Below are 24,000 nucleotides of genomic sequence, written 5' to 3' on the forward strand. Positions count from 1 at the left end.
TCAGTTAGAGCTACGAACGCACGTCCTCGGCGCGCGATGCCGGCGACAGAAACCTAAAGGCTTTTACGGCACCCCAAGCACCAATCCGTGTCCAAATGACGGATCTGACCCCGCGTCTGGTATCTGACCCCGGCCCCGATTCCGACCTCCAAGTTCAGGCTGCCGCCAAGGAATTCCTCGCTACTCTGGTGTTGCGGGCGCCTGCTTCAGCATTAACGATGCAACTGCCGAGACAACGCTGACGATGCCTGCTATCAAGAATGCGAACCGGTAACCTGCAAGTTCGGCCGCCTGGGGGAGTTGCCCGGTGGCCAGTTGCGTTGCCATTACCGAATGGGCGACTGCACCTAGCACTGCTATGCCCACCGCGCCGCCTAACTGGCGTGCAGTGTTCTGTAGTCCTGCTGCGAGTCCCGAGTCTTTCCGTGGAACGCCTGCAAGAACTGCTTGCGTGGCACTCATCATCACCAAGCCGTTGCCAGCGCCGACCAGCAATGTAGGCAGCAGAAATTCGCTGACCTGCAATGGATGAACAGGTAGCCAATTGAGCCAGATCAGGCCTGCTGCCGACACGAGGCTGCCAATAAAGGGCAACTGTTTAAAGCCAGCGTCCCGCAAATGGCGTGATGCGATCGATGCGATAGCCAGCGCCGAAGCCATTGGTAGTAAAGCCAGTCCGGTGTCGAGCGGACTGCGCCCGTCAATCCGCTGCAGCGCCTGCGACAGAAAGAACATAGATACCGTGAGCACCGCGCCGAGGCTCAACACCATAGCCATTCCGACCGTTACGTTTCGCAGGCGAAATATTTCGAAATTGATCAGGGGCTGAGCCGAACGGCGTTCAGCCGCGATGAAGGCGACGAACATGATCAGCGCGGTAGCCAGGGCACTGAGCACGGTACTGGATATCCAACCGGCATGTGCCGATTCTGAGATCGCATAGAGAAACGAGGCCAACGCCAGCGTGACAGTGGACGCTCCCAGAACATCCAGCTTCGCCCGGGCGTCGCCTGTGAGCTGTGGGCGCAGACAGCCGGCAACAACCGCGGCCAAGACGATACCGACAGGTATGTTGACGAACATCACCCAGCGCCAGCTGGCTAGGCTCGTCAGCAAGCCGCCAATGACCACGCCAAAGGCGGAGCCCATCGCGGCGCAGGCCGCCCACAGGCCGATCGCTCGTTCCTGACTCGCCCCCTTGGGGTGGGCGGCGACGATGACTGCCAGCGGTGAGGTCGCCAGTATCGACGCGCCCAAACCCTGCACTGCGCGCGATGCCAGCAGCATGCTCCCGGAAGTCGCAAAGCCACCTGCCAGGCTGGCTCCAGTGAACAGCGTCAGACCCCACAGCAGAAGGCGCCGGCGCCCATAGATGTCGCTGGCGCGTGCAGCGAGCAACATGAAGCCACCCAGCAACAGCAGGTAGATGTCGACTACCCACTGCAATTGGACAGGTGACAGACCCAGGTCATCGCGCATCGCCGGTAGCGCGACGTTCACGATGGCACCGTCCACCACGACCATGAAGGCACACACGCAGGCGACGAAGGTAGCGATCCAGGTCGATACGCCACTGCGCAGCAGCGGTGGCGGCATCGCCGGTACGGAAGATATAGACATTTGTTGACCTCTCAGCACGATGGCGGCGGCGACTGCCGCCTAAAAGTTTGGTAGGAGCCAAGTATGCTGAACAGTATGAAAAGTCATATAACGGTAAATGGACTTAAAATGGTGATAAATGGCCAAACTGAATCCTGAGCATGAGCAACCGGAAGACGACTTCAGCGAGTGGTCGGATGGCCCTCGTCTGATCGCGTTGTTGGGGAATGACGATCAGGCCAGCGAGTACCGCCTCGGAACACGCGAGTACGGTTTGCATCATCATCATCGAGGGCAGGTGTTCTGCGTAGACGCCGGGCTCATCCATGTGCGGACAGCTCAAGGATCGTGGTTGCTGCCGCCGAACCGCGCCGGCTGGATGCCGCCAGGGGTACCGCATCAAGTACGTGTCAGCGGTGCTCTTGCCGGCTGGAGCGTGTTCATCACCCCGAAATCTAGTGCGTGCTTGCCGAACCAGCCTTGCGTGATCGGCATCACGGAGGTGTTGCGCGCATTGGTGCGCCGGGCAGCCGAATGGGACAAGTCCGCTCAGCTGGCACCAGACCAAGAGCACGTCGTTACCGTAATCCTTGACGAAATCCGTCGTGCGCCGCATGAGTCGCTGCACTTGCCGATGCCGACAAATGCTCGGCTGGAGCGCATCGCTCGGGCGATCCTGGACGATCCAGGTTCGATGCGAACGTTGGAAGCTTGGGCAGATTGGGGCGCGATGTCGGCTCGAACGCTGCGCCGTCAGATGCAGGCTGAAACAGGCCTGAGCTTTGCTCAATGGCGCCAGCAGGCACAACTCACGCACGCCCTGGAAATGCTTGCGCGAGGAGAGTCGGTCACGCATGTTGCCGACACGCTGGGCTATGCCTCACCGAGCAACTTCATCGCCATGTTTCGCCGTTCCTTCGGCGACTCCCCGGCACGATACTTTGCGGCGCGTTCTGTTGGCGGCAGTTGAAGCATTGGCATCAATCGGCTGCCTCCCATCATTGAGATCGGGCAGGCACGCGCTTGGACGATGCGTACACGCTGGCAGCATCTTTAAAAACGACAACGGGGATATACATGGCCGCTCCCTGTGATTGAATTGAGTGTGTATTTCAGCATAATCGCTGCGATACCAGGGTTCAAAATGCAGAAAAAGCTCGAGTTCAAAATGCAGAAAAAGCTCGAGGAAGCGGGCTGTTTGCACGCAACAAGCAATCCAGCAATCAGGGGCTTGCGCCTGCGCATGTCGGCTTACGCGTTCCGCTAAGCCGACCTACGAAATTGCCGCTTGTCCGCAGCGCAGACGCAAAAAAAACCCGCCGAAGCGGGTTTTTTTATTCCATGAGCAAGCCAAACGCTCAGAACTGGTTCATGGTGTTGTCTTTGCCAGCCGCTTTCAGCGCCGCTTCGCCGCTAAAGTAATCCTTGTGGTCGTCGCCGATGTCCGAGCCGGACATGTTTTGATGTTTCACGCAGGCGATGCCCTGGCGGATTTCCTTGCGCTGGACGCCGGCCACGTAGCCCAGCATGCCCTGGTCGCCGAAGTATTCCTTGGCCAGGTTGTCGGTCGACAAGGCTGCCGTATGGTAGGTCGGCAGCGTGATCAGGTGATGGAAGATGCCGGCTTCGCGGGCCGCGTCGGCCTGGAAGGTGCGGATCTTTTCGTCGGCCGCGATCGCCAGTTCCGTCTGGTCGTATTCCACGCTCATCAGCTGGCTGCGCTCGTAGGCGGACACGTCCTTGCCATCGGCCTTCATCGCGTCATACACCTGCTGGCGGAAGTTCAGGGTCCAGTTGAACGATGGGCTGTTGTTGTACACCAGCTTGGCGTTCGGGATGACCTTGCGGATTTCGCTGACCATGCCGCCGATTTGCGCGATATGCGGTTTTTCCGTTTCGATCCACAGCAGGTCGGCGCCGTTTTGCAGCGAGGTGATGCAGTCGAGCACACAGCGCTCTTCGCCCGTGCCGGCACGGAACTGGAACAGGTTGCTTGGCAGGCGTTTTGGACGCAGCAGCTTGCCTTCGCGCTTGATGATGACGTCGCCATTGCCCAGCGCGTCGGCCGACACTTCTTCGCAGTCGAGGAAGGCGTTGTACTGGTCGCCCAGGTCGCCTGGTTCATTCGTCACGGCGATCTGCTTGGTCAGGCCGGCGCCCAGCGAATCGGTGCGGGCGACGATGATGCCGTCGTCCACGCCCAGTTCCAGGAAGGCGTAGCGGATGGCGCGGATCTTGGCCAGGAAGTCTTCGTGCGGCACCGTGACTTTACCGTCCTGATGGCCGCATTGTTTCTCGTCGGACACCTGGTTTTCGATCTGGATGCAGCAGGCGCCCGCTTCGATGAACTGTTTTGCCAGCAGATAGGTCGCTTCGGCATTGCCGAAACCGGCGTCGATGTCAGCGATGATGGGCACGACGTGGGTGACGTGGCCGTCGATCTTGGCCTGGATCGCTTGCTTTTCAGCACCTTGGGCCGCGTCCAGCTGGCGGAAGAGGCCGCCCAGTTCGCGGGCATCGGCCTGGCGCAGGAAGGTGTAGAGTTCCTTGATCAGTGCCGAGACGGCGGTTTTTTCATGCATGGACTGGTCTGGCAGCGGGCCGAACTCGGAGCGCAGGGCAGCGACCATCCAGCCGGACAGGTAGAGGTAGCGGCGGTCGGTGCTGTTGAAGTGCTTTTTGATCGAGATCATCTTCTGTTGACCGATGAAACCGTGCCAGCAACCGAGCGACTGGGTGTACTTGGATGGGTCCGCATCGTAGGCGGCCATGTCGTTGCGCATGATCTTGGCCGTGTACTTGGCGATGTCCAGGCCGGTCTTGAATTTGTTCTGGGCGCGCATGCGGGCGGCGGACTCGGGATTGATGGCGTTCCATGCGCTGCCTTGTTGGTCTTTCAAACCGGCAACAGCCTTGATGTCGTCTTGATATTGGGACATGTGAATCTCCTAAAAAGAAAAGCTATGTTTGAGAAATATGGAAGTGCGTCGCCGAGTGCGCCAGCTCGTTTGTCGAAGCAAACTGCATGACTAAATAGTAGGCCGATTTGCGCTGATCTTCAAGTCTTATATAAGACATATAACTTAAATTAAGTCTTTGTTTTTTAATGGTTTAATTATGGTTTTTCAGGATGTGAAATGAATTTTCAAAAAGTGAGAGGATTCATGGCTGAGTTTGCTGCTTGAGATTTTGCGATGTGAAACGTCTTTTCAGAATTTGGTGCAGCGCGACAAATCGGGGCGAAAAAAAAGCCACCCGAAGGTGGCCTTGGCCGCTGGTGGCTGATTTAGCGGCCCACGGTCTGCCGCTGATCCTTGATGAACAGGGCCGTCAGCATGCCGATCACGCACACGCCGATCACGTAATAGGCGGGGCCCAGCACGTTGTTCTTCAGCATCAGGGTCACGACCACGGGCGTCAGGCCGCCGAATATCGCGTACGACAAGTTGTAGGAAAACGACAGTCCCGAGAAACGCACCTGGGCCGGAAACGCCTGCACCAGCACGTAGGGTACGGCGCCGACGACGCCGACAAATAAACCCGTCATCGCGTACAGGGGCAGCAGCAGGTCGGGACGGCTGCCGACGGTGGTGTAGAAGAGATAGGTACTGATGGCCAGCAGCACGGAACCGGTGAAGATCACGCGCTTGCCGCCCAGGCGGTCGGCCAGCATGCCGGCGATGATGCAGCCGAAGGCCAGGCACAGGGTGGCCACGGTATTGGCGACCAAGGTGGTGCGCGGCGCGATGTGGTGGATCTTTTGCAGCAGGGCTGGCGTCATCAAAATGACGACGACGATGCCGGCCGACAGCATCCAGGTCAGCAGCATCGAGACGACGACGGCGCCGCGATGGCTGCGCAGCACGGATTTCAGGGGCATTTCCGTAGCCAGCGCCTTGCGCTGCTGCATTTCCGCAAAAACAGGGGTTTCATGCAGCCAGCGGCGCAGATACATGGCGCCGAAGCCGAAGATGCCGCCCAGCAGGAAGGGATAGCGCCAGGCGCCATCGGCGATCTCCGCCGGCGTATAGACGGTGTTGAGGCCCGTCGCGACGAGCGAGCCGAGCAGGATGCCGACCGTCAGGCCGGCCGTCAGCACGCCGCAGGCAAAGCCCGTGAAACGGCTCGGCACGTGTTCGGACACAAACACCCACGCGCCCGGCACTTCGCCGCCCACGGCCGCGCCCTGGAAGATGCGCATCAACAGCAGCAGCAGCGGGGCGGCCAGGCCGATGGCGGCGTAGGTCGGCAGCAGGCCGATCAGCAAGGTCGGCACGGCCATCATCAGGATGGAGAGGGTAAACATGCGCTTGCGGCCCAGCAAGTCGCCGAAGTGGGCCATGACGATGCCGCCCAGCGGACGCACGACGTAGCCGGCGGCGAAGATGCCGAAGGTTTGCAGCAGACGCAGCCATTCCGGCATTTCCGGCGGGAAGAACAATTGGCCGATGGCGTTGGCGAAGAAGACGAAGATGATGAAATCGTAGAACTCCAGCGCGCCGCCCAAGGCGGCCAGCGACAGGGTTTTATAGTCTTGCTGGGTGAGGGGACGGCTTGCGGCGTGGATGGCGGCGGTGTTGGATGTAGGCATGTGTCTCGTTCTTGTATGTTATCGGAGATTGCCAGATCTAGCATACGCATTTCCGCCGCGTGAGTAAACGCGGCGCGCATGGGCAGCCGCCTCAGCTGTGCTTAATACAACGCCGCTATCATCAGCGTTGACTTCATTGCAAAGGACACAGTATGCATATCATGATCGTGGGCGCCAGCCGGGGCCTCGGGCGCGCGCTGGTGGACGGTTTGCTCGCTGACGGCCATGCCGTCATCGGCGTATCGCGCCAGCCACCCGCCGACTTGCCTGCCGGCCAGGGCGCGCAGCTGCAATGGATCGCGGCGGACCTGGCCGCACCCGCCGAGGCCGTCGAACGCATCGCCCACGAAGCACCAGCCGTACTGGACGCGGTGATCTACAACCTGGGCGTATGGGAAGAGAAGGCCTTCAGCGACGACTATGCGTTTCTCGGCGATGCGGACGACGCCATTGTCGACATGGTCAATACGAATATTACGGCGACGATATTGCTGCTCAAGCGCCTGGTGCCGCGCTTGCTGGCGAGTAAGAAGCCGCAGTTGATACTCACGGGCTCGACATCGGGCCTGCGCCAGAGCGGCCGCCCGGAAGTGACGTTCAGTGCCTCGAAATTCGCCCTGAACGGCATCGCCGACGCCTTGCGCGAAGGGTTCCGCGCACAGGGGCTGGCCGTGACGGCGTTGCAGCTGGGCTACCTGAATACCTACGACGGCTTGTCGGTGCCGCTGGCGGACGCCGCCGCGCGGGGCGAAGGCGAGCTGATTCCCGTGCATGACGTCGTTGCCGTCGTGCGCATGCTGCTGAGCCTGTCGAATGCCTCGTTCGTGCGCGAACTGGTACTGCCGGCGCTGCGCGACGAGCGTTTCTAGCTTACTTCAAGCTTTACGCGTCTTTACCGTAGACCTCGGACCAGCCGAGACGCTCTTCCAGCCACTCGTCCGCTTCGGACGAGTCCATGTGCAGCAGCAGGGCGCCCAGGCGCAAGCTGCCCTTGGCCAGGGCCAGCACGGCGAACACGGATTCCAGCATGACGGGGTCCAGCTGGCCCTGCAGGTCGCGCGCGGCGATGGCGGGCAGCTGCGCCCAGGCAGCCTGGTAGCTGGCGGCCAGCCAGTCCGGCAGCGGCGGATTGTGCGGGCGGTGGCGCTCCAGCTCGATAAGGGCGATGAGCGCATAGAAATCTTCCTCGCGCGACGGTGCGTTGCCCAGCAGGTGGACGAGCTGGGGCACGGCCGCATACGAGGCGACGCCCACGTCGCCCTGGTGGTGCAGCTCCTCCCATAGTTCATGCCAGACATCTTCGCCCGCCTGCATGGCCTTGAGCGGCTCGCTGGCGTCATACGGGATGCGGTAGCCGCCTTCCAGTGTGGGCCAGAGGGGATCGTCGAGTGATAGCAGCATGGGTTTCCTTGATGAAGCAGCTCGCTTGAGCAAACGCGCACTATACAAGCACTAAGCAAGCACCCGGCGTACGCAGCGCGCGTAGCCGTCGAACTCGCGCAAAGTCTGATAGGCAACGCCCGTGTCGAAATCCTTGCACCAGGCTTCGTCCTCGATGTCGCCCGGCTCGCTTGACCAGTGCCAGTTGGGCCGGAATGCTTCTTTCAAGATCGCATACAGCAAGGTCTGCTCGCGCCGTCCCGGCAAGCTGTGGCCCAGGCTGGCGGCCCAGGCTGTCGCGGCGTGCCACGACAGGTACTCCAGCTCGGGCTCGTCCGGCGGCAGCAGCAGATGGTGGTCGGGCGCGCCATCGCGGCCGAGGATCAGGCCGGCATAGCGCTCGCCCTGCTGCAAGGGGACGGGCGAGGCGGCCGATGGCGTCAAGTCGGCCCGGCGCACGGCGCAGGCACGGCCTGAATAAGTCTTGCGGAAGTTGTATTGGGTGCCGTTATCGAAATCGTGGCTCCAGGCCAGGCGCGGCAGGATGGCGTCCGCTTCCGACGACCAGTACCAGGCATCGGGGAAAGCATGGCCCAGGTTGGCGTGCAGCAAGGCCAGCTCGCTGCGCGTGGGCAGGCAGGCGTTGCGCGCCGCTGCCCAGTCTAGCGCCGCTTGCCACGGCAGGTCGCCGGCCTCGCCGGGTAGCAGGAACAGCTGGTAGCCGGCGGCGCCGTCGCGGCCAGGCATGATGCCCGCGTAGCGCTCGCCGGCAACGGCGCCCTGGTCGTTATGCCTGGCGTGCATAGGCAAACATATGTTGTACATACTCGGCCTTGCCGAGCGGCACGCCGTTATGGCGCAGGATGTTGTACGCCGTCACCAGGTGAAAATAGAACTGCGGCGTGGCCCAGTTGAGCGCATATTCCAGGCCCGTCATGTCGAAGCTCAAGCCGCCAGCCAGCGTGATCGACACTGGCCGCTCTGCGCCGGCATCGACCGCTGCGCGGTCCGCCGAAGCGAGCAGCGCCAGGGTGTCCTCGATCAGCGCCTTCGCTTGCGGCAAGTTGGCTGGTGTGGCGAGCTGCGGCAGCGCCTGCCGCGTCAGCCGGCACACGGCTTCCTGCGCTTGCGTGCACGTAAATTCCACCTGGCGTGCCAGGGTGTGCATGTCGGGCGCCAGGCGCGCATCGAGCAGGTTTTTCGGATCGAAACCCAGTGTCTGGGCGCGTTCTTCGCCTTTATTTAACAGCGTCGTCAGGGAGCGCAGCATCTGTGCAAAACAGGGGATGGTGATGGCGTAGACCGACATTGATATTCCTCAAGTAGTTACTTGGACAGGGAGTGGGGAAGGCAGGCGGCCCCTACGGATGTCCCAGCACGCCCGGGCAATGCTCGAACCAGCCGTCGTCTTCTTCTTCGGCGATAAAGGCCGCGATCAGCGCTTGCTGCTTGGGCGGCGCGGCGGCCAGCAGGGTGTTGAAGCAGGCGATGACTGGGGCGTGGGCGGTACCGGCGCCATTGGCGATACCGACGAGAAAGTCGCCGGCCCAGTCTGGCAAGGTGGCGATCAAACGCGGCAGTTCATGCAGCAGGGCAGCGCAATACGCCGTCTCGCCGAAGCGCCAGGCGGCGCGGCTGGCCGTCTGGTAGGCGCCGTAATCGTGTTCGGCTTGCACGGACTGAAAAATGGCCAGTGCGTAGCGCGCGCCCTCATTACCCGTCAGCGCGTCGAGCATGGCGCAGTAACGCTGGAAGCGCCGCTGGGCTTCCTCGGGCGGCGTGACGGTGTCGTCATCCTGGATGATGTTGCCCAAAATTAAAAGTTCGGTTTTCCAGTGTTCGAACGATGTCGGCATGGCTGTGGCTGGCGAGAGTGGCGTCGGCCATGATTATGCCCCGTTCATTGGTATTTCAGCGTGCCGATTGAACATGCTACAGTCCGCCTCTGCCGCCAGCCTGGCGCGGCCTTGCCTGGATCAAGTTGATGCCCACCTGGACTTCCCCGCCCCAACTCGTCGCCCTTGCCGCCTTTTATGCGCGGGCGCAAGCCCATCCTGAAACGATCAGTGACGCTGTCTTCCTGGAACACGTGAAAAATGCCCACTGGCCCACCAATTGCTGGAGTTATGTGGAAGCGTCGTTCGCCATCATCGCCCCAGCCTGCCTGCTGCGTCCGCATCTGACCGCCGAACTGATCGCCTTGCCCTTCGACGCCATGATCGCCGGCGGCCTCGACGATGCCGGGCAAGTCATCGCGCTCGGCCTGGCTTGCGCCACGCGCGAGGCGCCGTATGTGGAAGTGAGCGAGGAGGGCAGACGCTGGCTGACGCAGGTGTGGCCGGGCCTGGATGAACTGGTCGAGACCGTGTTCCAGGCCAGGCTGCAAGCGGCGCTGGCCGATGACGATGAGGAATAAACGATCAACAAGCGCTGGCGCTTGACGCCGAAAGCACGTTTACGTTAGGGTATACGTAACTACTTACATATATCTGCCAAAAATGTCCTCCAATCTGCAAACCTACGGCTCGCTGATGCTGGCCAGCCGCCTGCGCCGTCTTTCCGATCAACTATATGCGGGCGTCGATACCAGCTACCTGGCCGCCGGTGTCGAGCTGACGTCGCGTTGTTTCCCCTTGTTATTGCTGCTGCGCGACAACGGTCCCACGGCGATCACGGCCCTGGCTGCGCAGATCGGGCAGACGCATCCGGTCGTGGTGCAGCTGGGGCGCAAGCTGCTCGACGCCGGCGTGGTGGCGGAGCTGCCGGATGCCAGGGACGAGCGCCGTCGCCTGCTGGCGCTGTCCGACGCGGGGCAAGCCTTGCTGCGTAACATGGCGCCCCTGTGGGATGACGTGCGCGCCGCCGTCGATGCAGTGTTCGAACAGGGCACGCCGCAACTGATGGCCAGCCTGGACCGGGCCGAAGCGCGCTTGCAGGCGCAAGGCTTTGGCGAGATGATCGCCGCCTGCCGGCGCCAGCGCGAGCGGGCGGCCGTGGAAATTATCGACTACGCCGCCCAGTACGCGGCGGACTTCAAGCGCCTGAATATCGCCTGGCTGGAACGATACTTTTATGTCGAGGCGCTCGACGACAAGGTGCTGTCCGATCCGCAACGCTCGATCCTCGACGATGGCGGGCAGATTTTCCTCGCGCGTTTGGACGGCAAGATCGTCGGCACCTGCGCCCTGATCCGCGCCGGCGGAGACAGCATCGAGCTGTCGAAGATGGCCGTCACGCCGGAATGCCAGGGTCTGGGCATCGCGCGCCGGCTGATCGAACGGGCCTTCGACGCCTTCGAGGCCAGCGACGCCAAGCTGCTGTTCCTGGAGTCGAACAGCAAGCTGGCGCCTGCCATCCGGCTATACGAAAGCAGCGGTTTTACCCATGTGGCGCGGCCTGCCGGCGACACCCATTACCAGCGCGCCGACGTCTATATGGAGTGGCAGGGCAGGTAGCGCACGCCAGGGCGCCACGCGGCGCTCCCCATCGGCCGTCTCCCGCGTTACAATACGCGCTCCCATAACGGAACCCTAGTTCCACTATTCGAGACGCCGACGCCGCATGCCTTCCTTCCCGATGCCCTTCCCGCAGATGATCGTTCCCCCGGAACCTACCCAGACGCGCAGCAAGCAGGCGTTCGAGCGCCTGCTGCAGGTAGGGGAACAGTTGCTGGCGGAAAACCGTTTCGATGAAATCGGCGTGGCCGACCTGGCCCGGCTGGCGGAAACCTCGGTGGGCACGTTTTACCGTTTATTGGGCGACAAGGACACCCTGAGCCGCTTGCTGCTGCAGCGCTTTTTTTCCGACATGGTGGAAAAGGTCGAGACCCTGACGGAGCTGCGCCAGTGGGAAGGACGCAGCCTGGAAGACTTCATCCGCGCCATGGTGGCCATGTTCGTGGCCGTGAATGGCGGGCGCAGCGGCGTCTTGCGGGCCTTGATCACGCGCGCGTCGCAGGATGCGCAATTTCGCGACAGGGTGCACCAGATCAATCATCTGATCTCGCAACGCACGGTGGCCGTGCTGGCCAGCAAGTCCTCCAGCATCCGCCACCCGAACCCCACGCAGGCGATGATGGTCGTGCCGCCCGTGCTGCTGGGCATCCTGAACCAGCATACCTTGACGGGTTCGCTGTCCTTTTTGTCGGGCGCGGCACTGGAAGATGAACTGGTGCGTGTTGCTTTAAATTACCTGACTTGAACTATTTAGCGATTTAACTTGAAATCGGAATTCGGATTCCGTATTATGTTTTCTAACAGCAGGAAAACATATTCCTGCACCTGAACACAAAGCATGTTCAACAGCAAGGAGACAGAATGCGGCGTCACACGACATCCGATGTTCCATTGCATTACCTCGACCTGGGCAAGGCCGCCGGCGATCCCGTGTTTTTATTGCACGGCCTCGGTTCCTGCGCCGCGGACTGGCGCCCGCAGATCGACGCCCTCGGCAGCAGCTATCGCCTGATCGTGCCCGATATGCGCGGCCATGGCGCCAGCCCCGCGCCCAACGGCGACTGGCAGATCGGCGACTTCGCCAACGACCTCTTCAATCTGATGGACCAGCTCGACGTGCCGCGCGCGCACATCGTCGGCTTTTCGCTGGGCGGCATGGTGGGCCTGGAAATGGCCAACCGCGCGCCGGGCCGGGTGGCCAGTTTGTGCCTGATCAACTCGCAACCGTTCCAGGGCAGCAAACCCGCGTCCTTGCTGTTTGCCTACTGGCTGCGCCGCACGGTGATCGCCACTTTCGGCCTGAAAGCCATGGGCAAGATCATCGGCAAGAAACTGTTTCCCGATCCGCCACAGCAACCTCTGGTCGAGCGCTTCGCCACGCAGATGGCGGGCATGGACAAGCGCGCCTACCTGGCCGCGCTCGACGCCATCTTTCACTGGGATATCGACATCCATTTCCAGGCCCTGGCCATGCCCGTCTTCATCATGGCGGCCGACCAGGACTACACGCCCGTCGCCAGCAAGCGGGCCTTTGCCGCACAGTTTCAGCAGTGCGAGATCGAGATCATCGCGAACTCGCGCCATGCCACGCCCCTGGACCAGGCGCAGCGTGTGAATACCTTGTTGCAGTCCTTCCTCGCCACACATTCAAAATAAACAGGCCACTCGCCGCACGGGCAGGGGCCGGGAGCCAGTCATCGCAGGGCAGGTGCACGCTTCACGCGCGCGGGTACCGTTACGTCTTGTGATCCTGATATCCGGCCGTCTTTCCTGGTGGTGTGCAAGCCTGACATTGGAGACGCTATGAAACTTGCTTTGAAATTAATGCCCGCCGCCCTCGCTCTTGCCGGTGCCTTCAGCTTTTCCACCCAGGCCCTGGCGCAGGAAGCCGCCACGTCTGCCGCCGCCAGCGCCCAGGACACCAGCGATGCGAAAGAACGCATGGAAACCGTGACCGTCTCGGCCCGCCGCCGCGACGAACGGCTGCAGGACGTGCCGCTGGCCGTCACGGCGTTTTCCGCCAAGGCCCTGGAACGGGCGAATATCCAGAACCTGGCCGACTTGCAGGAGCGCGTGCCGAACCTGACCGTGTACGCTTCGCGCGGCACGAACACCACCTTGACGGCCTTTATCCGCGGCGTGGGCCAGGCCGACCCCGTCTGGGGCGTGGACCCGGGCGTGGGCATATATTTTGACGACGTCTACATGGCCCGTCCGCAAGGCGCCTTGCTCGACGTGTTCGACGTGCAGCGCATCGAAGTGCTGCGTGGCCCGCAAGGCACTCTGTACGGCAAGAACACCATCGGCGGCGCCATCAAGTATATTTCGCGTCCGCTGGCGAAGGAAAACGGCGCCTCGGCCGAAGTGGGCCTGGGTAACTACAATCAGCGCAACTTCAAGGCCGCCTTCAATGTCGCCAACGAGAGCGGCACGTGGCGCGCGCGCCTGGCGGCGGCCAAGCTGGACCGCGACGGTTTCGGCCGCAACACGTTTAACGGCGAACAGGTCAGCGACCAGGACAGCACGGCCGCGCGCCTGTCGATCGGCTACTTCCCGCAGGATATCCCCCTCACCGTCGTGCTGAGCCTGGACGCCACCGACGACAAGTCGGGCGTGCGCGGTTTCCAGCGCATGGGCGTGAGCGCCTTCGACCCGCTCAAGCGGCCCGCCAGCACGGATGCGTACGACATACAGAGCGGCATGCCTGGGCACAATTTTACGCATAACCGGGGCGGCTCGCTGGTGGCCAACTACACCTTGTCGAGCGACTGGTCCGTGAAAGTCGTCGGCGCCAAGCGGCGCAGCACGTCCGAGCAAACCATCGACTTTGACGGCTTGCCGCTGCCGATTGCCGACGTCTTCGGCGATTCGCGCGATGAGCAGAAAAGCCTGGAATTGCAGGCCTCGTACAGCGGCGATTATGGCGCCGGGGTGATCGGCCTGTACCGCTTCGAAGGCACGGCTGGCGGCGGCATCTACAACAATTTCCTGGGACGCCAGTTCACGACGGCCGTCAGCACGGTGGAGACGGACAGCACGGCGCTGTACACGGACTGGACCTGGCCGCTGGGCAAGGCGTGGAGCATCAATGCGGGCTTGCGCCACACGCGCGAGGAAAAGCGCGCGATCGTGCTCAACCGTGCCTTTGCTGACGTGGGCTTCACGCGGCCCATCCAGACGGCGGCCGACTTCGACAAGTCGCTCTCGGTGAGCAATACCTCGCCGAAACTGTCCGTGCGCTATGAGTCATCGAAGACGACGAATTTCTACGGCAACCTGTCGCGCGGCTTCAAGTCGGGCGGCTACAATGTGCGCGCCAACAACCTGGTGGTGCCCGATTCCGCGCGCCCCTACAAGGATGAAAAACTCGACGCGCTGGAAGTGGGCATGAAGTATGCGGCGCCGGACGACACCTTTGATGCCAACGTGGCCCTGTTCTACAACCGTTACAAGGATATTCAGTTGTCCGTCTTCACCAGCTATGTGCAGCCGGGCGGCGTGCCGGGCTTCTATGGCGACTTCACGAATGCGGGCAAGGGCACGGTGAAAGGGGCCGAGTTCGAATTCTCGTGGCGGCCGAACCGCCAGTGGGAAGTTAACGGCTTCCTGGCCTTGCTCAATGCCGGCTATGACGAGTTCATGAGCGGCGGCAAGAACATCGCGGATACGCAAAAGTTCAGCAATACGCCAGCCCGGCAAGTGGGCCTGAACCTGACGCGCACGGACCGCGGCGTGTTTGGCGGCGCCTTGCGCAGCATGGTCGGCTACGGCTACCGCAGCAAGGTCTACCCGACGACGGACTTGAGCGAGACGCTGGCGCAGGGCGGCTACAGCATCTGGACGGCCGGCATCGTGTGGGAAGCGCCGAAGAACTGGACCTTCAGTCTGCATGGCAGCAACCTGGGCAATAAACGCTACCGCACGGACGGCTACAACATTCCCGCCGTGACCATTCTTGATGGCTTCTATGGACCGCCGCGCCAGATCATCGCCAAGGCTGGCTACAAATTTTAAAGTTCTTCACTGCCGGGGCTGGACCCGTTGGGTCCGGCCTCGCCGGTCGGAAGCGCCGGCTTGATGTATATCGATTGATGTGTATCACGCCGGTTTGTTGTCGCTGTTTTCGTCGTCAATAACAATCATGGAGACTGGCATGGCATATACAAAACTGCGTCACCTGTTATCTGTACTCATCGCCGCCTGCGGCTTGCTGGCCGCGCTGCCGGCTGCCGCCGGGCAGTGGGACTTCGGCCTGTACGCGAGCCTGTGGGGCTCGCGCGAATACCAGGTCTGGCTGCCGAGCAATTACAATCCGAATACGCCGCTGCCCGTGGTACTGATGCTGCACGGCTGCGGTTCCGAGCCCAACAGCATGGCCGCCGTCAGCCGCTACAACGAGATGGCCGACCGCGAGAATTTCATCGTCGTCTACCCGCGCCAGAACGTCACGGCCAACCCCATGCGCTGCTGGAATTTCATGCTGCCGCTGAACCAGGAAAGGGGCACGGGCGAGCCGGCCGTATTCATGGGCATCTTGAACAAGGTCAAGAATAAATATGCGGTTGACGACCGCCGCATCTATGTGACGGGCATCTCGGCCGGCGGCGCCATGGCGTCCATCATGGCCGCCTGTTATTCCGACGTGTTCGCCGCCGTGATGGTGCATTCGGGCGGCATGTACAAGGGCGCCACCGGTCTGGTCACAGCCGCCGATTCGCTGTTCAACGGCAGCTCGTTCGACCCGAAAGTGCGGGGCAAGGATGCCTGGCGCTGCTCCGGTTCGCCGCGCCGGCTGATGCCGACGATGGTGTTCCACGGCACGTCCGACATCGTCGTCAATCCCGTCAACGGCGAGCAAACCATCGAGCAATTCCTGCAAACGAGCGATTATGGTGACGATGGCCTCGACAATGACAGCGTGCGCTACCGCGCCGACAGCATCGTGCGTCAGACGGTGCCCTACGGCCGCAGCTACTCCATCGACACGTATCTGCACAACGGCGCCGTCATCGCGCAAAAGTACACGGTCGAAGGCATGAACCACGCGTGGAGTGGCGGTCCTCCCGGCTGGCCATTCAGCGACGAGCTGGGTCCGGACGCCACCGCGATCAGCTGGAATTTCTTCAAGAATTACCAGCGCTGATGGCATAAGGGAATTTTTCAGCTTGTACAATGGGGCGCAGCGATTGCGCCCCGTTTTTATGCCCGCGAAAGATTCCATGCCTGCTTGCCGTTTGCTGTCCTTTCTTGCCGCTTTGCTGTCCGCTGTATTGTTGTCCGCCTGTGCCGGCGTCAGCCCGCCCGCCCCATCGGCCGCCTATGCGCAAGCGTTCGAGCGCGCCGCCGGGCAAGACAGCATGCGCAGCGAGTGCGACTGGAACGTGCGCTATGCGCCCGTCGCCCCGGCGGACGCCAGCGTGGCGCAATTGCAGGCCATCGCCACGGCGCGCCTGGCGGCGCTGCAACTGGCGCCGGCCTGGACCTTGTCCATGCCCGGCGGCGAGGCGCACGCTTTCACGGACTCGGCGCAGGACCGTGCCGGGCTGCAATTGCTTCTCAGCATCGTCCTGCCCACCATGGAACGCTACCCGGCCGGCGTCTTCGCGCGCACGGGCTTGCGCCACGTCGTGCTGGTCAAGGATTTGAGCGTGGACGGCCAGCGCCGCCTGGCCATGCCGGCGCCGGACATCGACAGCGTGGTCTATGCCGACAATATGCTGGCCGCCCTGTGTCCGTCCGGCATGGAGTTGCGCGTGCACCATGAGTATTACCACTTCATCGAATACCGGCTGTTCAACGATTTCTATTACCGTGACCCCGCCTGGCTTGCCCTGAACCCGTCCGGCACCACCTATGGCCAGGGGGGCGCCACGGCCTACGGCAAGGGTTTCCAGAACCTGGGCCACCCGCAGCCCGGCCTCGTCAGCCTGTATGCCGCCTACGGCCCCGAGGAAGACAAGGCGGAAGTGTTCGGCTGGATGATGACGCCGGCGTATGCGTTGCGGCTGGAGCAATGGACGGCGTTTGATCCCGTCTTATTGGCGAAGCGGCAATTGTTGATGGAAGTAATGGGTACCTTGTCTGGTTCTTATTAAATATCAAGTATTTCCCTGTCATCCCATGGCATTGTCGGTTCTCCTACTTGATTAAATGCAAGTGTGAATGAGGAGAGCGCCATGGATGGAGACGAGGCGATATCGGGTACCCAGCGTCCCTTGCGTTTGCGCCTGGGTGTCTCGCCCAAGGTGCCTGTCGGTGTGCTGATACCGCAGCGTATCGCCGGAAGCGAAGCCATCTGCGGTGGCATCGAGTACCGCGTGCTGTGCATTTCGACGCATGCGGACTTGCCGCTCAGTAGTTTGATTGCCTTGCCTGCCGCTATCGATATCGTCACCGACCAGGGCCAGCTGCGCAGCATCTGCGGCATCGTCACGCAAGCCAGTGCCGGTGACAGCGACGGCGCGTTGGCCAGCTATCAGCTGGTGCTGACGGATGCCTTCGCCATCATGGAAAAGCGCTGCAATACGCGCGTCTTTCGGCGTTTGACGGATATCGACATCGTCAAGACTCTGCTCGATGAGTGGATACGCAGCAATACCGTGCTGGCGCATGCCTTCCAGTACGTGTTTGCCGATTTCTTCGAGGCGCAAACGTATCCGCAGCGCGAGTTCGTCATGCAGCACAATGAGTCCGATGCAGCCTTCGTGCGGCGCCTGCTCAAGCGCAGCGGCGTCGCCTGGTTTTTTCGTGCGGAAGGCAATGCGGACGCGCACGCCGAACCGGCGCATACCTTGGTGCTGTTCAATCATGCCGATGGCTTGCGGAAAAACGTGGCCGATACCGTGCGCTATCACGCGGACCGCGCGACGGAACAGCGCGATACCCTGACGTCGTGGAATGAAGTGCGCAAGTTGCAGGCGGGCAAGGTGACGCGCCATAGCTGGAATGAGGAACATCCACGCGCACGGCCGTTCATGACTGCCGGCGCCATGGGGCAGGGCAGGCAAGGCATGCATGGCAACGCCATCGCGGCGAGCCTCGACGATTATCGCGTGCTGCCGCCGCGTGCGGGGAGCGACCACGAGGCGCTATGCCAGCTGGGTGCACTGGCCATGCAGCAGCATGACTACGAGAGCCATTGCTTTCATGCCGAGGGTAGCGTGCGCGACCTGTATCCGGGCGAGTACTTTAGTCTGGCCGAGCATCCCGATATCGACGCATTGCCAGCGGCCGAGCGCGATTTTGTCGTGACGGCGCTGCAGGTGGTGGCGCAGAATAATTTACCCAAGGAACTGGCCGCCAGGGTGGCGCGTTTGTTCGCGCGCAACCGCTGGCTGGCCGATGGCACGGCCTTGCAACAGCGCGAATTGGCGGCGGCCGTGGACAATGGCCTCTTGCGCATGCATATCGAGCTGAGCGCCGTGCGGCGCGGCGTGGCCATCGTGCCCGCCTATGACACGCGCATCGACCTGCCGCCGGTTTCCATGCAAAGCGCCGTGGTGGTGGGGCCTGCCAACGAGGAAGTTCATTGCGACGCCATGGGCCGGGTCAAGGTGCGTTTTCCCGCCACGCGCAAGCTGGACCACGAGCACGCCGGCGGTACAGGTGCTTCCGACACGGATGCCGATTCGGCCTGGGTCAGAGTCGCGTCGAGCTGGGCGGGCAACGGACCTGGCAGCATGCAGCAATGCGGCTACCTGGGCTTGCCGCGCGTGGGCAGCGAAGTCTTGCTGGCTTTCCTTGGCGGCGACCCGGACCGTCCCATCATCGTTGGCCAGTTGTACAACCACAGCGCGCAGCCTCCTGCCTTGAGCAAGGCGGGCGACTTGCCGGGCAACCGTTATTTGTCCGGCATCAAGAGCCGCGAGATCAAGGGCACGCGTGGCAACCAGCTGCGCTTTGACGATGGGCATGGGAAAATTAATGCCCAGCTTGCCAGTGACCATGGTTCCACCCAGCTCAACCTGGGCTGGTTGACGCAGGACCGGCGCAACGGCCAGGCTGTGGCGCGCGGCGAGGGTGCCGAGTTGCGCACCGATGAGCAACTGGCCATGCGGGCGAGCAAGGGCATGCTGATCTCGGCCTGGAAGCGCCTGAACGGCGATGGCGCTCACATGGCCCGCAGCGAATATCTGGGCTTGATGGAAAACTGCCTGGAGCTGTTTCGCTCGCTGGGCAGCTATGCGGCCACGCATCAGGCGCTGGAGCAGGAAGACCAGGCGCAGCAAGCATTGCAGCACAGCTTGAAAGGCTGGGAAGGCGGCAGCAATACCGAACCACGTGCCGAACTGGGCGGTGCTTCGGCGATTGCCATCACGGCACCAGCCGGCATCAGCTTTGCCAGTTCGAAGGCCATCGTCAGCTATGCCGTCAGCAATATCGATACGGTGGCGCAGCAGCATCTGCAGGCGGTGGCGGGCCAGCGCTACAGCGTGAATGCGGGCAAGGGCATCTCGCTGTTTGCCCACGCGGATGGCATCCGCGCCATCGCCCATCACGGCAAGCTTCTGTTGCAAAGCCAGCATGACGACACGGACATCAATGCGGGGAAAAACCTGAAGCTGACGGCCAGCGAGGGCAAGCTGACGGGCATGGCCGATGAAATTGTTCTCATTTCCAAGCATGGCGCTTTCATCCGCATCGCCGACGGCATCACCTTTGGCAGCCAGTCGCCGCTGAACTTCAATGCGCCCAACTTCGTCTTCAATGATCCGCAAAGCATGGAGGTGCAATTGCCAGGCTTTGCCGAGGGCAAGGCCGATCAGCAATTCATTTTTCAGTATGAGGGCGACGACAGTCCCGTCGATGGCGTGCCGCCAGCCCCCCAGTTGGCGCCGCAAGCCCAGTTTGCCGTGAAGCTGGGCGATGGTTCGTCGACTGATGGCCGCAGTGACGGGGACGGCAAGACGGAGGTGCTGGAGCGCGCCGCGATGCACCTGGCCGCCATCGAAGTGTTCAACAACAAGGATTGATGACGCCGGGAGAGTGCGATGGGCAGCTATCCGAAAGTGCCGTACGTGGTGGGCGAAGACGTGACGCTCCTGCATTGTGAACGCAGCGTCTGCAAGAAGGTCAAGATACGCCGCAACTTGCCAGGCAATATCATCGTCATTCATGGCGTCAACGATGTGGGCGTCAGCTACAAGGCGGTGGAACATGGCTTGTGTGAGGGCTTGGCGCAAAGGCTGGGGCGCGGCTTTACGCCGGCTTCTTACCGCATGCCTGTGGCGGCGGACAAGGACAAGCTGGAAGACGATCCCGACGCCGTCTTCTTCAAGCGCACGATGGCCAAGGATACCAACAGCCCCGTGATTCCGTTTTACTGGGGCTACCGTGAAGTGGGCGAGAAATGCCGCACTAAAAACGGCCAGTTTATTGACCGTTACGGTAACCGCCTGGACAAGGACCTGTCGAAGGAAGGCGGGCCGTTTGGCAATGCCACCAGCAATTTGCCCGATATGTGGCGTCCGGGTATCTATGCGCCAGTTGACCCGATGGGCGATGCTTTGCGTCCATTGAGGACGGCTCCTGGCCGCATGTACATGGTGCTGGCCGCGCAGCGTCTGGCCGCGCTCATTGCCATGATCCGCGATTACGATGCGGATGATACCGTCAGCATCGTCGCGCACAGCCAGGGTTGCCTGCTGTCGCTGCTGGCGCAAGCCATGTTGATGGAAAAGGGGCTGGCGCCGGCCGACAATCTGATCCTCACGCATCCGCCCTACAGTCTGGTGGACAGCCTGCCTCTGCTGATGCGCGGCGCGGCCTGGTTCGACGGCGGCGAGGATGCGGTGATGAAGCCCTATTACCATTTGCTCAGTGGTGCACAGACCATGGGGGCACGCCTGAAGACCTTGGTGAATATTGTGGCTGGTGTGGCGAGGGGCAGCGGCAAGGCCTGCACGCCGCCGTTCGGCGACTTGAAGAAGGACGAACATCGCGGCATGGTGGGCAGTCAATGGCAGAGCGCCGAGGACCGTGACAACCGCCGCAAAGTGTATCTGTATTTTTGCCCTGAAGATATGACGGTGGCGCTCGATAATATCCAGGGCATGGGATGGGATGGCGTGCCCGATTATGCATCGGGAAGCGAGTTGGTAGAAGAGGAGGAGACATTCAGCGTTGATGGACTTAGCGTTGCCTCCGGAAATACCAAGATGGTGGAACGCTTGCAGGTACGCGGCGCATTGGCGGAACTGGGCGGCAGATTCTATCAGCGGGTATTCAGCAACAAGAGCAGGCTGGATACGGCCACGGGAAAGACCACGGTATCGTTGGTAGGCAAGCCGCCTCCTTTTGATTTTCCACTAAGGCTCACGGCAGAAAACGAGCAGTCGCATGTGGAGGTTTCTTTGCGTAGTCATCGTGCACAACACAAGGCGTTGGCGTGGCCTATTGATACCAGATTGAGCAAAACCGAGCAGCGCAATGGCATACGCACCATTACAGGCGAAGCATTGAAACAGCCGGTGCAGGCCGATTTGCGCGGCACTTCGCAAATCGAAGCGGCGAGTATCCCCGCAACGTCCATGATGAGAAACCGTCCTGTTACCGATCAGGGACCCGTTGAGGAAGTTGATCCTTGTGATGCTTCGGTCGCGCTGACGAGCGCGACTGGCATGCTGCTACGCAGCGAGTATCGCCCCGATCCGGGGGGCTATCAAAAGTTTCCCGAAAGGGAAGAATACCTCAGCCCACGAGAGTTGGCATTGATGACGGCAAGCTATAACAAGGAAAAAGGACTGGACGTGAAAGACAAGCTTGATCAACGCGAAATCGTATCGGCGAAACGCTACCCTGATAGCAAGGTCGTCGCGCAAGTTCAGGAAAGCCCGAACGAGGCGCGCTTGCGCTGGCAGCGCGAAGTCAGTGCCAAATCTTTCCACAGTTCCATTATCGGTAGCGCGAAGAATCATAGCCAAGTGACGGCGTATGACGTGGCGATTGGCAGCGGCAAGGCTAGCTCAGATCCGCAGTTCTACGCGTATCTATGTGCGGTGGCGGATTGGCGGGTGAAGGATCTAAAGTACAGCGATAGAGGGCGTAAGGGAATACGCATAAAAGAAAAGTTCATATTGGAGTTCGCGCCATACTTATCCGTAGAACCCGGATGGAGAAGTGCTGCGATCAATGGCAGCATTGACTATTACAACACCGGAATCTTGCCTTTAGGATTGCCCTTGCTATCAGGGCCGTTGTGGAAAATTGTAATGTCACAGACCAAAAATATAAAGGTAGTGAGTGGTGAGCGAAAAAAGCAAAATAAATGAATTGTCGAAGTCTGGTCGGTAACAGTTTGCTTTGACTGCTTATCGTTTTCTCCATGATTGCAGGCCAAAAGGTGTAGCTATGATGACGCTTCGTTGGTTGGGAATATCGATGGTTCTTGTAATCTTATTTTTTGGTTGGTTATGGCTAGGTGCTGTATCTAAGAGTCAGGCACGTGAAATTGCGTCACAACTGCAGGCGCAACAGCCCAAGAAGCCAGTGGAGCCAAAGCAAGAGTACGTGCTGGAAGTGATCGGACTCGGTGTGACACTGGATAAATACCGTCAGGGAAAATTGTGGAAAGCCTTGCAAAAAGGAAGTGCGTACACCAGCATACGCGAACAAGATCCGAAGAAATACCCATGGACGGGCGATGATAAGGACGGGGAAGGCGGCAGCAGGGCATATGACGCGCTGGAAAATGGCGTCAATTTTACCCCGCTGTATTGGGGTTTGCCTTCATTTTATGCGGGTACGCCCATTCTCGACCCGGCTGCGCAGCCGAGCTTGATAGAGCCGATGGCGGGACTTGTGGCTGGCGCAGGCACGTCGGGCATGGCTTGGCATCTATTTTCGATTGCGTCCTGGAAACTAGACGAACGCCCTGACCAATTGCTTGTTGAAGTATTTGATTTTTTCGATAAGCATCCTGACGTACCTTATGTCGTTTTGCACTCCGAGGACAGCGTTGGCACGCGGGATGGCAATCGCAAGCCAGGCACGGCCAGAAAGTTGATCAATGGATATTTCATTCCAGATATGCCTGATGCCACGGCAGTATTTATCCTGGCGCGGCGCGAACGTATAGAACCGTTACGCCCTTTTGTATGGGATGACCCGGAGAATAATTTCGTCCAAGAAAAATTGCGTGGCATGTATTACAACGTCATGCAATCGCTTCCTTCGCGCGCGAAACAGCAACGACCTGAGGCTTTCAGCGAGCGCCAACCCACCGTCGCCGAATGGCTCACCGCCGCCGCCGCCTTCGCGCAGCGGCCCGATATCCGTGGCGTCGGCTTGCACGCTTTCGGCCAGATCAATCCCTGGGAAAATCGTCCGCCGCGCGACTGGAAACCGACGCCGTGGTTTCCCATTCCGTGGAACCGGGAGCAGATGGAAACCTTCGACCGCCTGCCCTCGTTCGGTTTCGTGCACCGGCCCGTGTTCGTCAAGTTCGCGGATGAGGAGGGTAAGCCCGTCACACGGAGCGATGCGCGCCAGAATATTTTCAATGCAGGCTGGCGGCAGGCGCTGCAGACCTTGCCGGAAGCCGAACGTGGCAAGGGGCCGGCGCGTATCGTGGCCGGCACGGGAAATCAGCCGGAGCAGCTGCTGATGTTGGAAAGCATGCTGCACGACTATGCGGCGCAGGGCGGGCCGGAAATCGACAGCGGCAAGAGCGCGCAGTTCATCAATACCGATCTTCGCCTGGGCAACACGGGGGCGGCTACGTGGTTCATGCAAATGGCCATCGGGGTGATGGGCAGCTATCGCGATGGCGGCGCCAGTGCGGCGATCAATTTGCGTGACCGTGACGAGGCCAGTATTATCTTCGTCACGCCGCCGTCGGACGCCAAACGCCGGCAGCAGGATGCCAATGGCGATATCTTCCGCAGCCGCATCATCCCGGCGGTCGATCCGGCCAACTATGCCGCGCCATCGGTGGAATCCATCCTGGAAAGCTCGGTGGGCAAGTAGAACGGGAGA

General features: G+C 61.1%; 19 protein-coding genes. 12 read left to right on the forward strand and 7 right to left on the reverse strand.

Annotation, left to right across the window (positions count from 1 at the left end; genetic code table 11):
- Positions 1-180 precede the first annotated feature (180 nt).
- Entirely contained in the window at positions 181-1,620 is a 1,440-nt protein-coding gene (locus CBW66_RS19025) for an MFS transporter (RefSeq protein ID WP_086137590.1), read from the reverse strand.
- 118 nt (positions 1,621-1,738) lie between these two features.
- On the opposite strand from CBW66_RS19025, the gene CBW66_RS19030 reads away from it, so the two are divergent.
- Positions 1,739-2,569, forward strand: a complete 831-nt coding sequence (locus CBW66_RS19030; protein WP_086137591.1) for a helix-turn-helix transcriptional regulator — start codon at positions 1,739-1,741, stop codon at positions 2,567-2,569.
- A gap of 388 nt (positions 2,570-2,957) precedes the next feature.
- On the opposite strand, the gene CBW66_RS19035 is transcribed toward CBW66_RS19030, so the two are convergent.
- Both CBW66_RS19035 and CBW66_RS19040 read right to left on the reverse strand, forming a co-directional pair.
- Positions 2,958-4,538, reverse strand: a complete 1,581-nt coding sequence (locus CBW66_RS19035) for an isocitrate lyase (RefSeq protein WP_086137592.1) — start codon at positions 4,536-4,538, stop codon at positions 2,958-2,960.
- A 347-nt stretch (positions 4,539-4,885) separates the two neighbouring features.
- Positions 4,886-6,190, reverse strand: a complete 1,305-nt coding sequence (locus tag CBW66_RS19040; protein ID WP_086137593.1) for an MFS transporter — start codon at positions 6,188-6,190, stop codon at positions 4,886-4,888.
- 152 nt (positions 6,191-6,342) lie between these two features.
- Between CBW66_RS19040 and CBW66_RS19045 the strand changes: the two genes are divergently transcribed.
- On the forward strand, positions 6,343-7,059 hold the full coding sequence (locus CBW66_RS19045; protein WP_086137594.1) for an SDR family oxidoreductase: 717 nt from the start codon (positions 6,343-6,345) through the stop codon (positions 7,057-7,059).
- Between the two features lie 13 nt (positions 7,060-7,072).
- Here CBW66_RS19045 and CBW66_RS19050 read toward each other — a convergent pair whose 3' ends face one another.
- From CBW66_RS19050 to CBW66_RS19065, 4 genes are read right to left on the reverse strand one after another with little or no spacing between them, the layout of a single operon-like run.
- Positions 7,073-7,591, reverse strand: coding sequence for a hypothetical protein (locus tag CBW66_RS19050; protein WP_086137595.1), 519 nt, complete (start codon positions 7,589-7,591; stop codon positions 7,073-7,075).
- A 51-nt stretch (positions 7,592-7,642) separates the two neighbouring features.
- Positions 7,643-8,374 (reverse strand): DUF1566 domain-containing protein, encoded by a 732-nt coding sequence (locus CBW66_RS19055; protein ID WP_086137596.1) that lies wholly within the window; start codon positions 8,372-8,374, stop codon positions 7,643-7,645.
- A complete protein-coding gene (locus CBW66_RS19060; protein ID WP_086137597.1) occupies positions 8,358-8,879 on the reverse strand; it encodes a DUF1993 family protein in 522 nt (173 codons plus the stop codon). Before CBW66_RS19060 ends, CBW66_RS19055 begins: the two co-directional genes overlap by 17 nt.
- Before the next feature lie 52 nt (positions 8,880-8,931).
- Positions 8,932-9,426 (reverse strand): hypothetical protein, encoded by a 495-nt coding sequence (locus tag CBW66_RS19065; protein ID WP_139841605.1) that lies wholly within the window; start codon positions 9,424-9,426, stop codon positions 8,932-8,934.
- Positions 9,427-9,554: 128 nt separating this feature from the next.
- Between CBW66_RS19065 and CBW66_RS19070 the strand changes: the two genes are divergently transcribed.
- The 10 genes from CBW66_RS19070 (at position 9,555) to CBW66_RS19115 (ending at position 23,991) form a co-directional block, all read left to right on the forward strand.
- Positions 9,555-9,986, forward strand: coding sequence for a hypothetical protein (locus CBW66_RS19070; protein WP_086137599.1), 432 nt, complete (start codon positions 9,555-9,557; stop codon positions 9,984-9,986).
- Between the two features lie 82 nt (positions 9,987-10,068).
- Positions 10,069-11,025: a bifunctional helix-turn-helix transcriptional regulator/GNAT family N-acetyltransferase gene (locus CBW66_RS19075; RefSeq protein WP_086137600.1), complete on the forward strand. Its 957-nt coding sequence runs from the start codon at positions 10,069-10,071 to the stop codon at positions 11,023-11,025.
- A gap of 106 nt (positions 11,026-11,131) precedes the next feature.
- The gene (locus CBW66_RS19080) at positions 11,132-11,770 is read left to right on the forward strand and encodes a TetR/AcrR family transcriptional regulator (protein ID WP_205701149.1); all 639 of its coding nucleotides are present in this window, start codon (positions 11,132-11,134) and stop codon (positions 11,768-11,770) included.
- A 116-nt stretch (positions 11,771-11,886) separates the two neighbouring features.
- The gene (locus CBW66_RS19085) at positions 11,887-12,681 is read left to right on the forward strand and encodes an alpha/beta fold hydrolase (RefSeq protein WP_086137602.1); all 795 of its coding nucleotides are present in this window, start codon (positions 11,887-11,889) and stop codon (positions 12,679-12,681) included.
- Between the two features lie 147 nt (positions 12,682-12,828).
- Positions 12,829-15,039, forward strand: a complete 2,211-nt coding sequence (locus CBW66_RS19090; protein ID WP_205701150.1) for a TonB-dependent receptor — start codon at positions 12,829-12,831, stop codon at positions 15,037-15,039.
- Positions 15,040-15,178: 139 nt separating this feature from the next.
- A complete protein-coding gene (locus CBW66_RS19095; protein ID WP_086137604.1) occupies positions 15,179-16,168 on the forward strand; it encodes a PHB depolymerase family esterase in 990 nt (329 codons plus the stop codon).
- Between the two features lie 76 nt (positions 16,169-16,244).
- The gene (locus tag CBW66_RS19100; RefSeq protein ID WP_139841606.1) at positions 16,245-17,120 is read left to right on the forward strand and encodes a hypothetical protein; all 876 of its coding nucleotides are present in this window, start codon (positions 16,245-16,247) and stop codon (positions 17,118-17,120) included.
- A gap of 81 nt (positions 17,121-17,201) precedes the next feature.
- Positions 17,202-19,997: a type VI secretion system Vgr family protein gene (locus tag CBW66_RS19105; protein ID WP_086137606.1), complete on the forward strand. Its 2,796-nt coding sequence runs from the start codon at positions 17,202-17,204 to the stop codon at positions 19,995-19,997.
- 18 nt (positions 19,998-20,015) lie between these two features.
- Complete coding sequence (locus tag CBW66_RS19110; protein WP_086137607.1) at positions 20,016-22,295, forward strand: DUF3274 domain-containing protein; 2,280 nt, start codon at positions 20,016-20,018, stop codon at positions 22,293-22,295.
- A 79-nt stretch (positions 22,296-22,374) separates the two neighbouring features.
- On the forward strand, positions 22,375-23,991 hold the full coding sequence (locus CBW66_RS19115; RefSeq protein ID WP_086137608.1) for a DUF2875 family protein: 1,617 nt from the start codon (positions 22,375-22,377) through the stop codon (positions 23,989-23,991).
- Positions 23,992-24,000 lie beyond the last annotated feature (9 nt).

Origin of the sequence: Janthinobacterium sp. GW456P (genome assembly GCF_002127655.1) — a bacterium.
Lineage (GTDB): Bacteria > Pseudomonadota > Gammaproteobacteria > Burkholderiales > Burkholderiaceae_D > Janthinobacterium.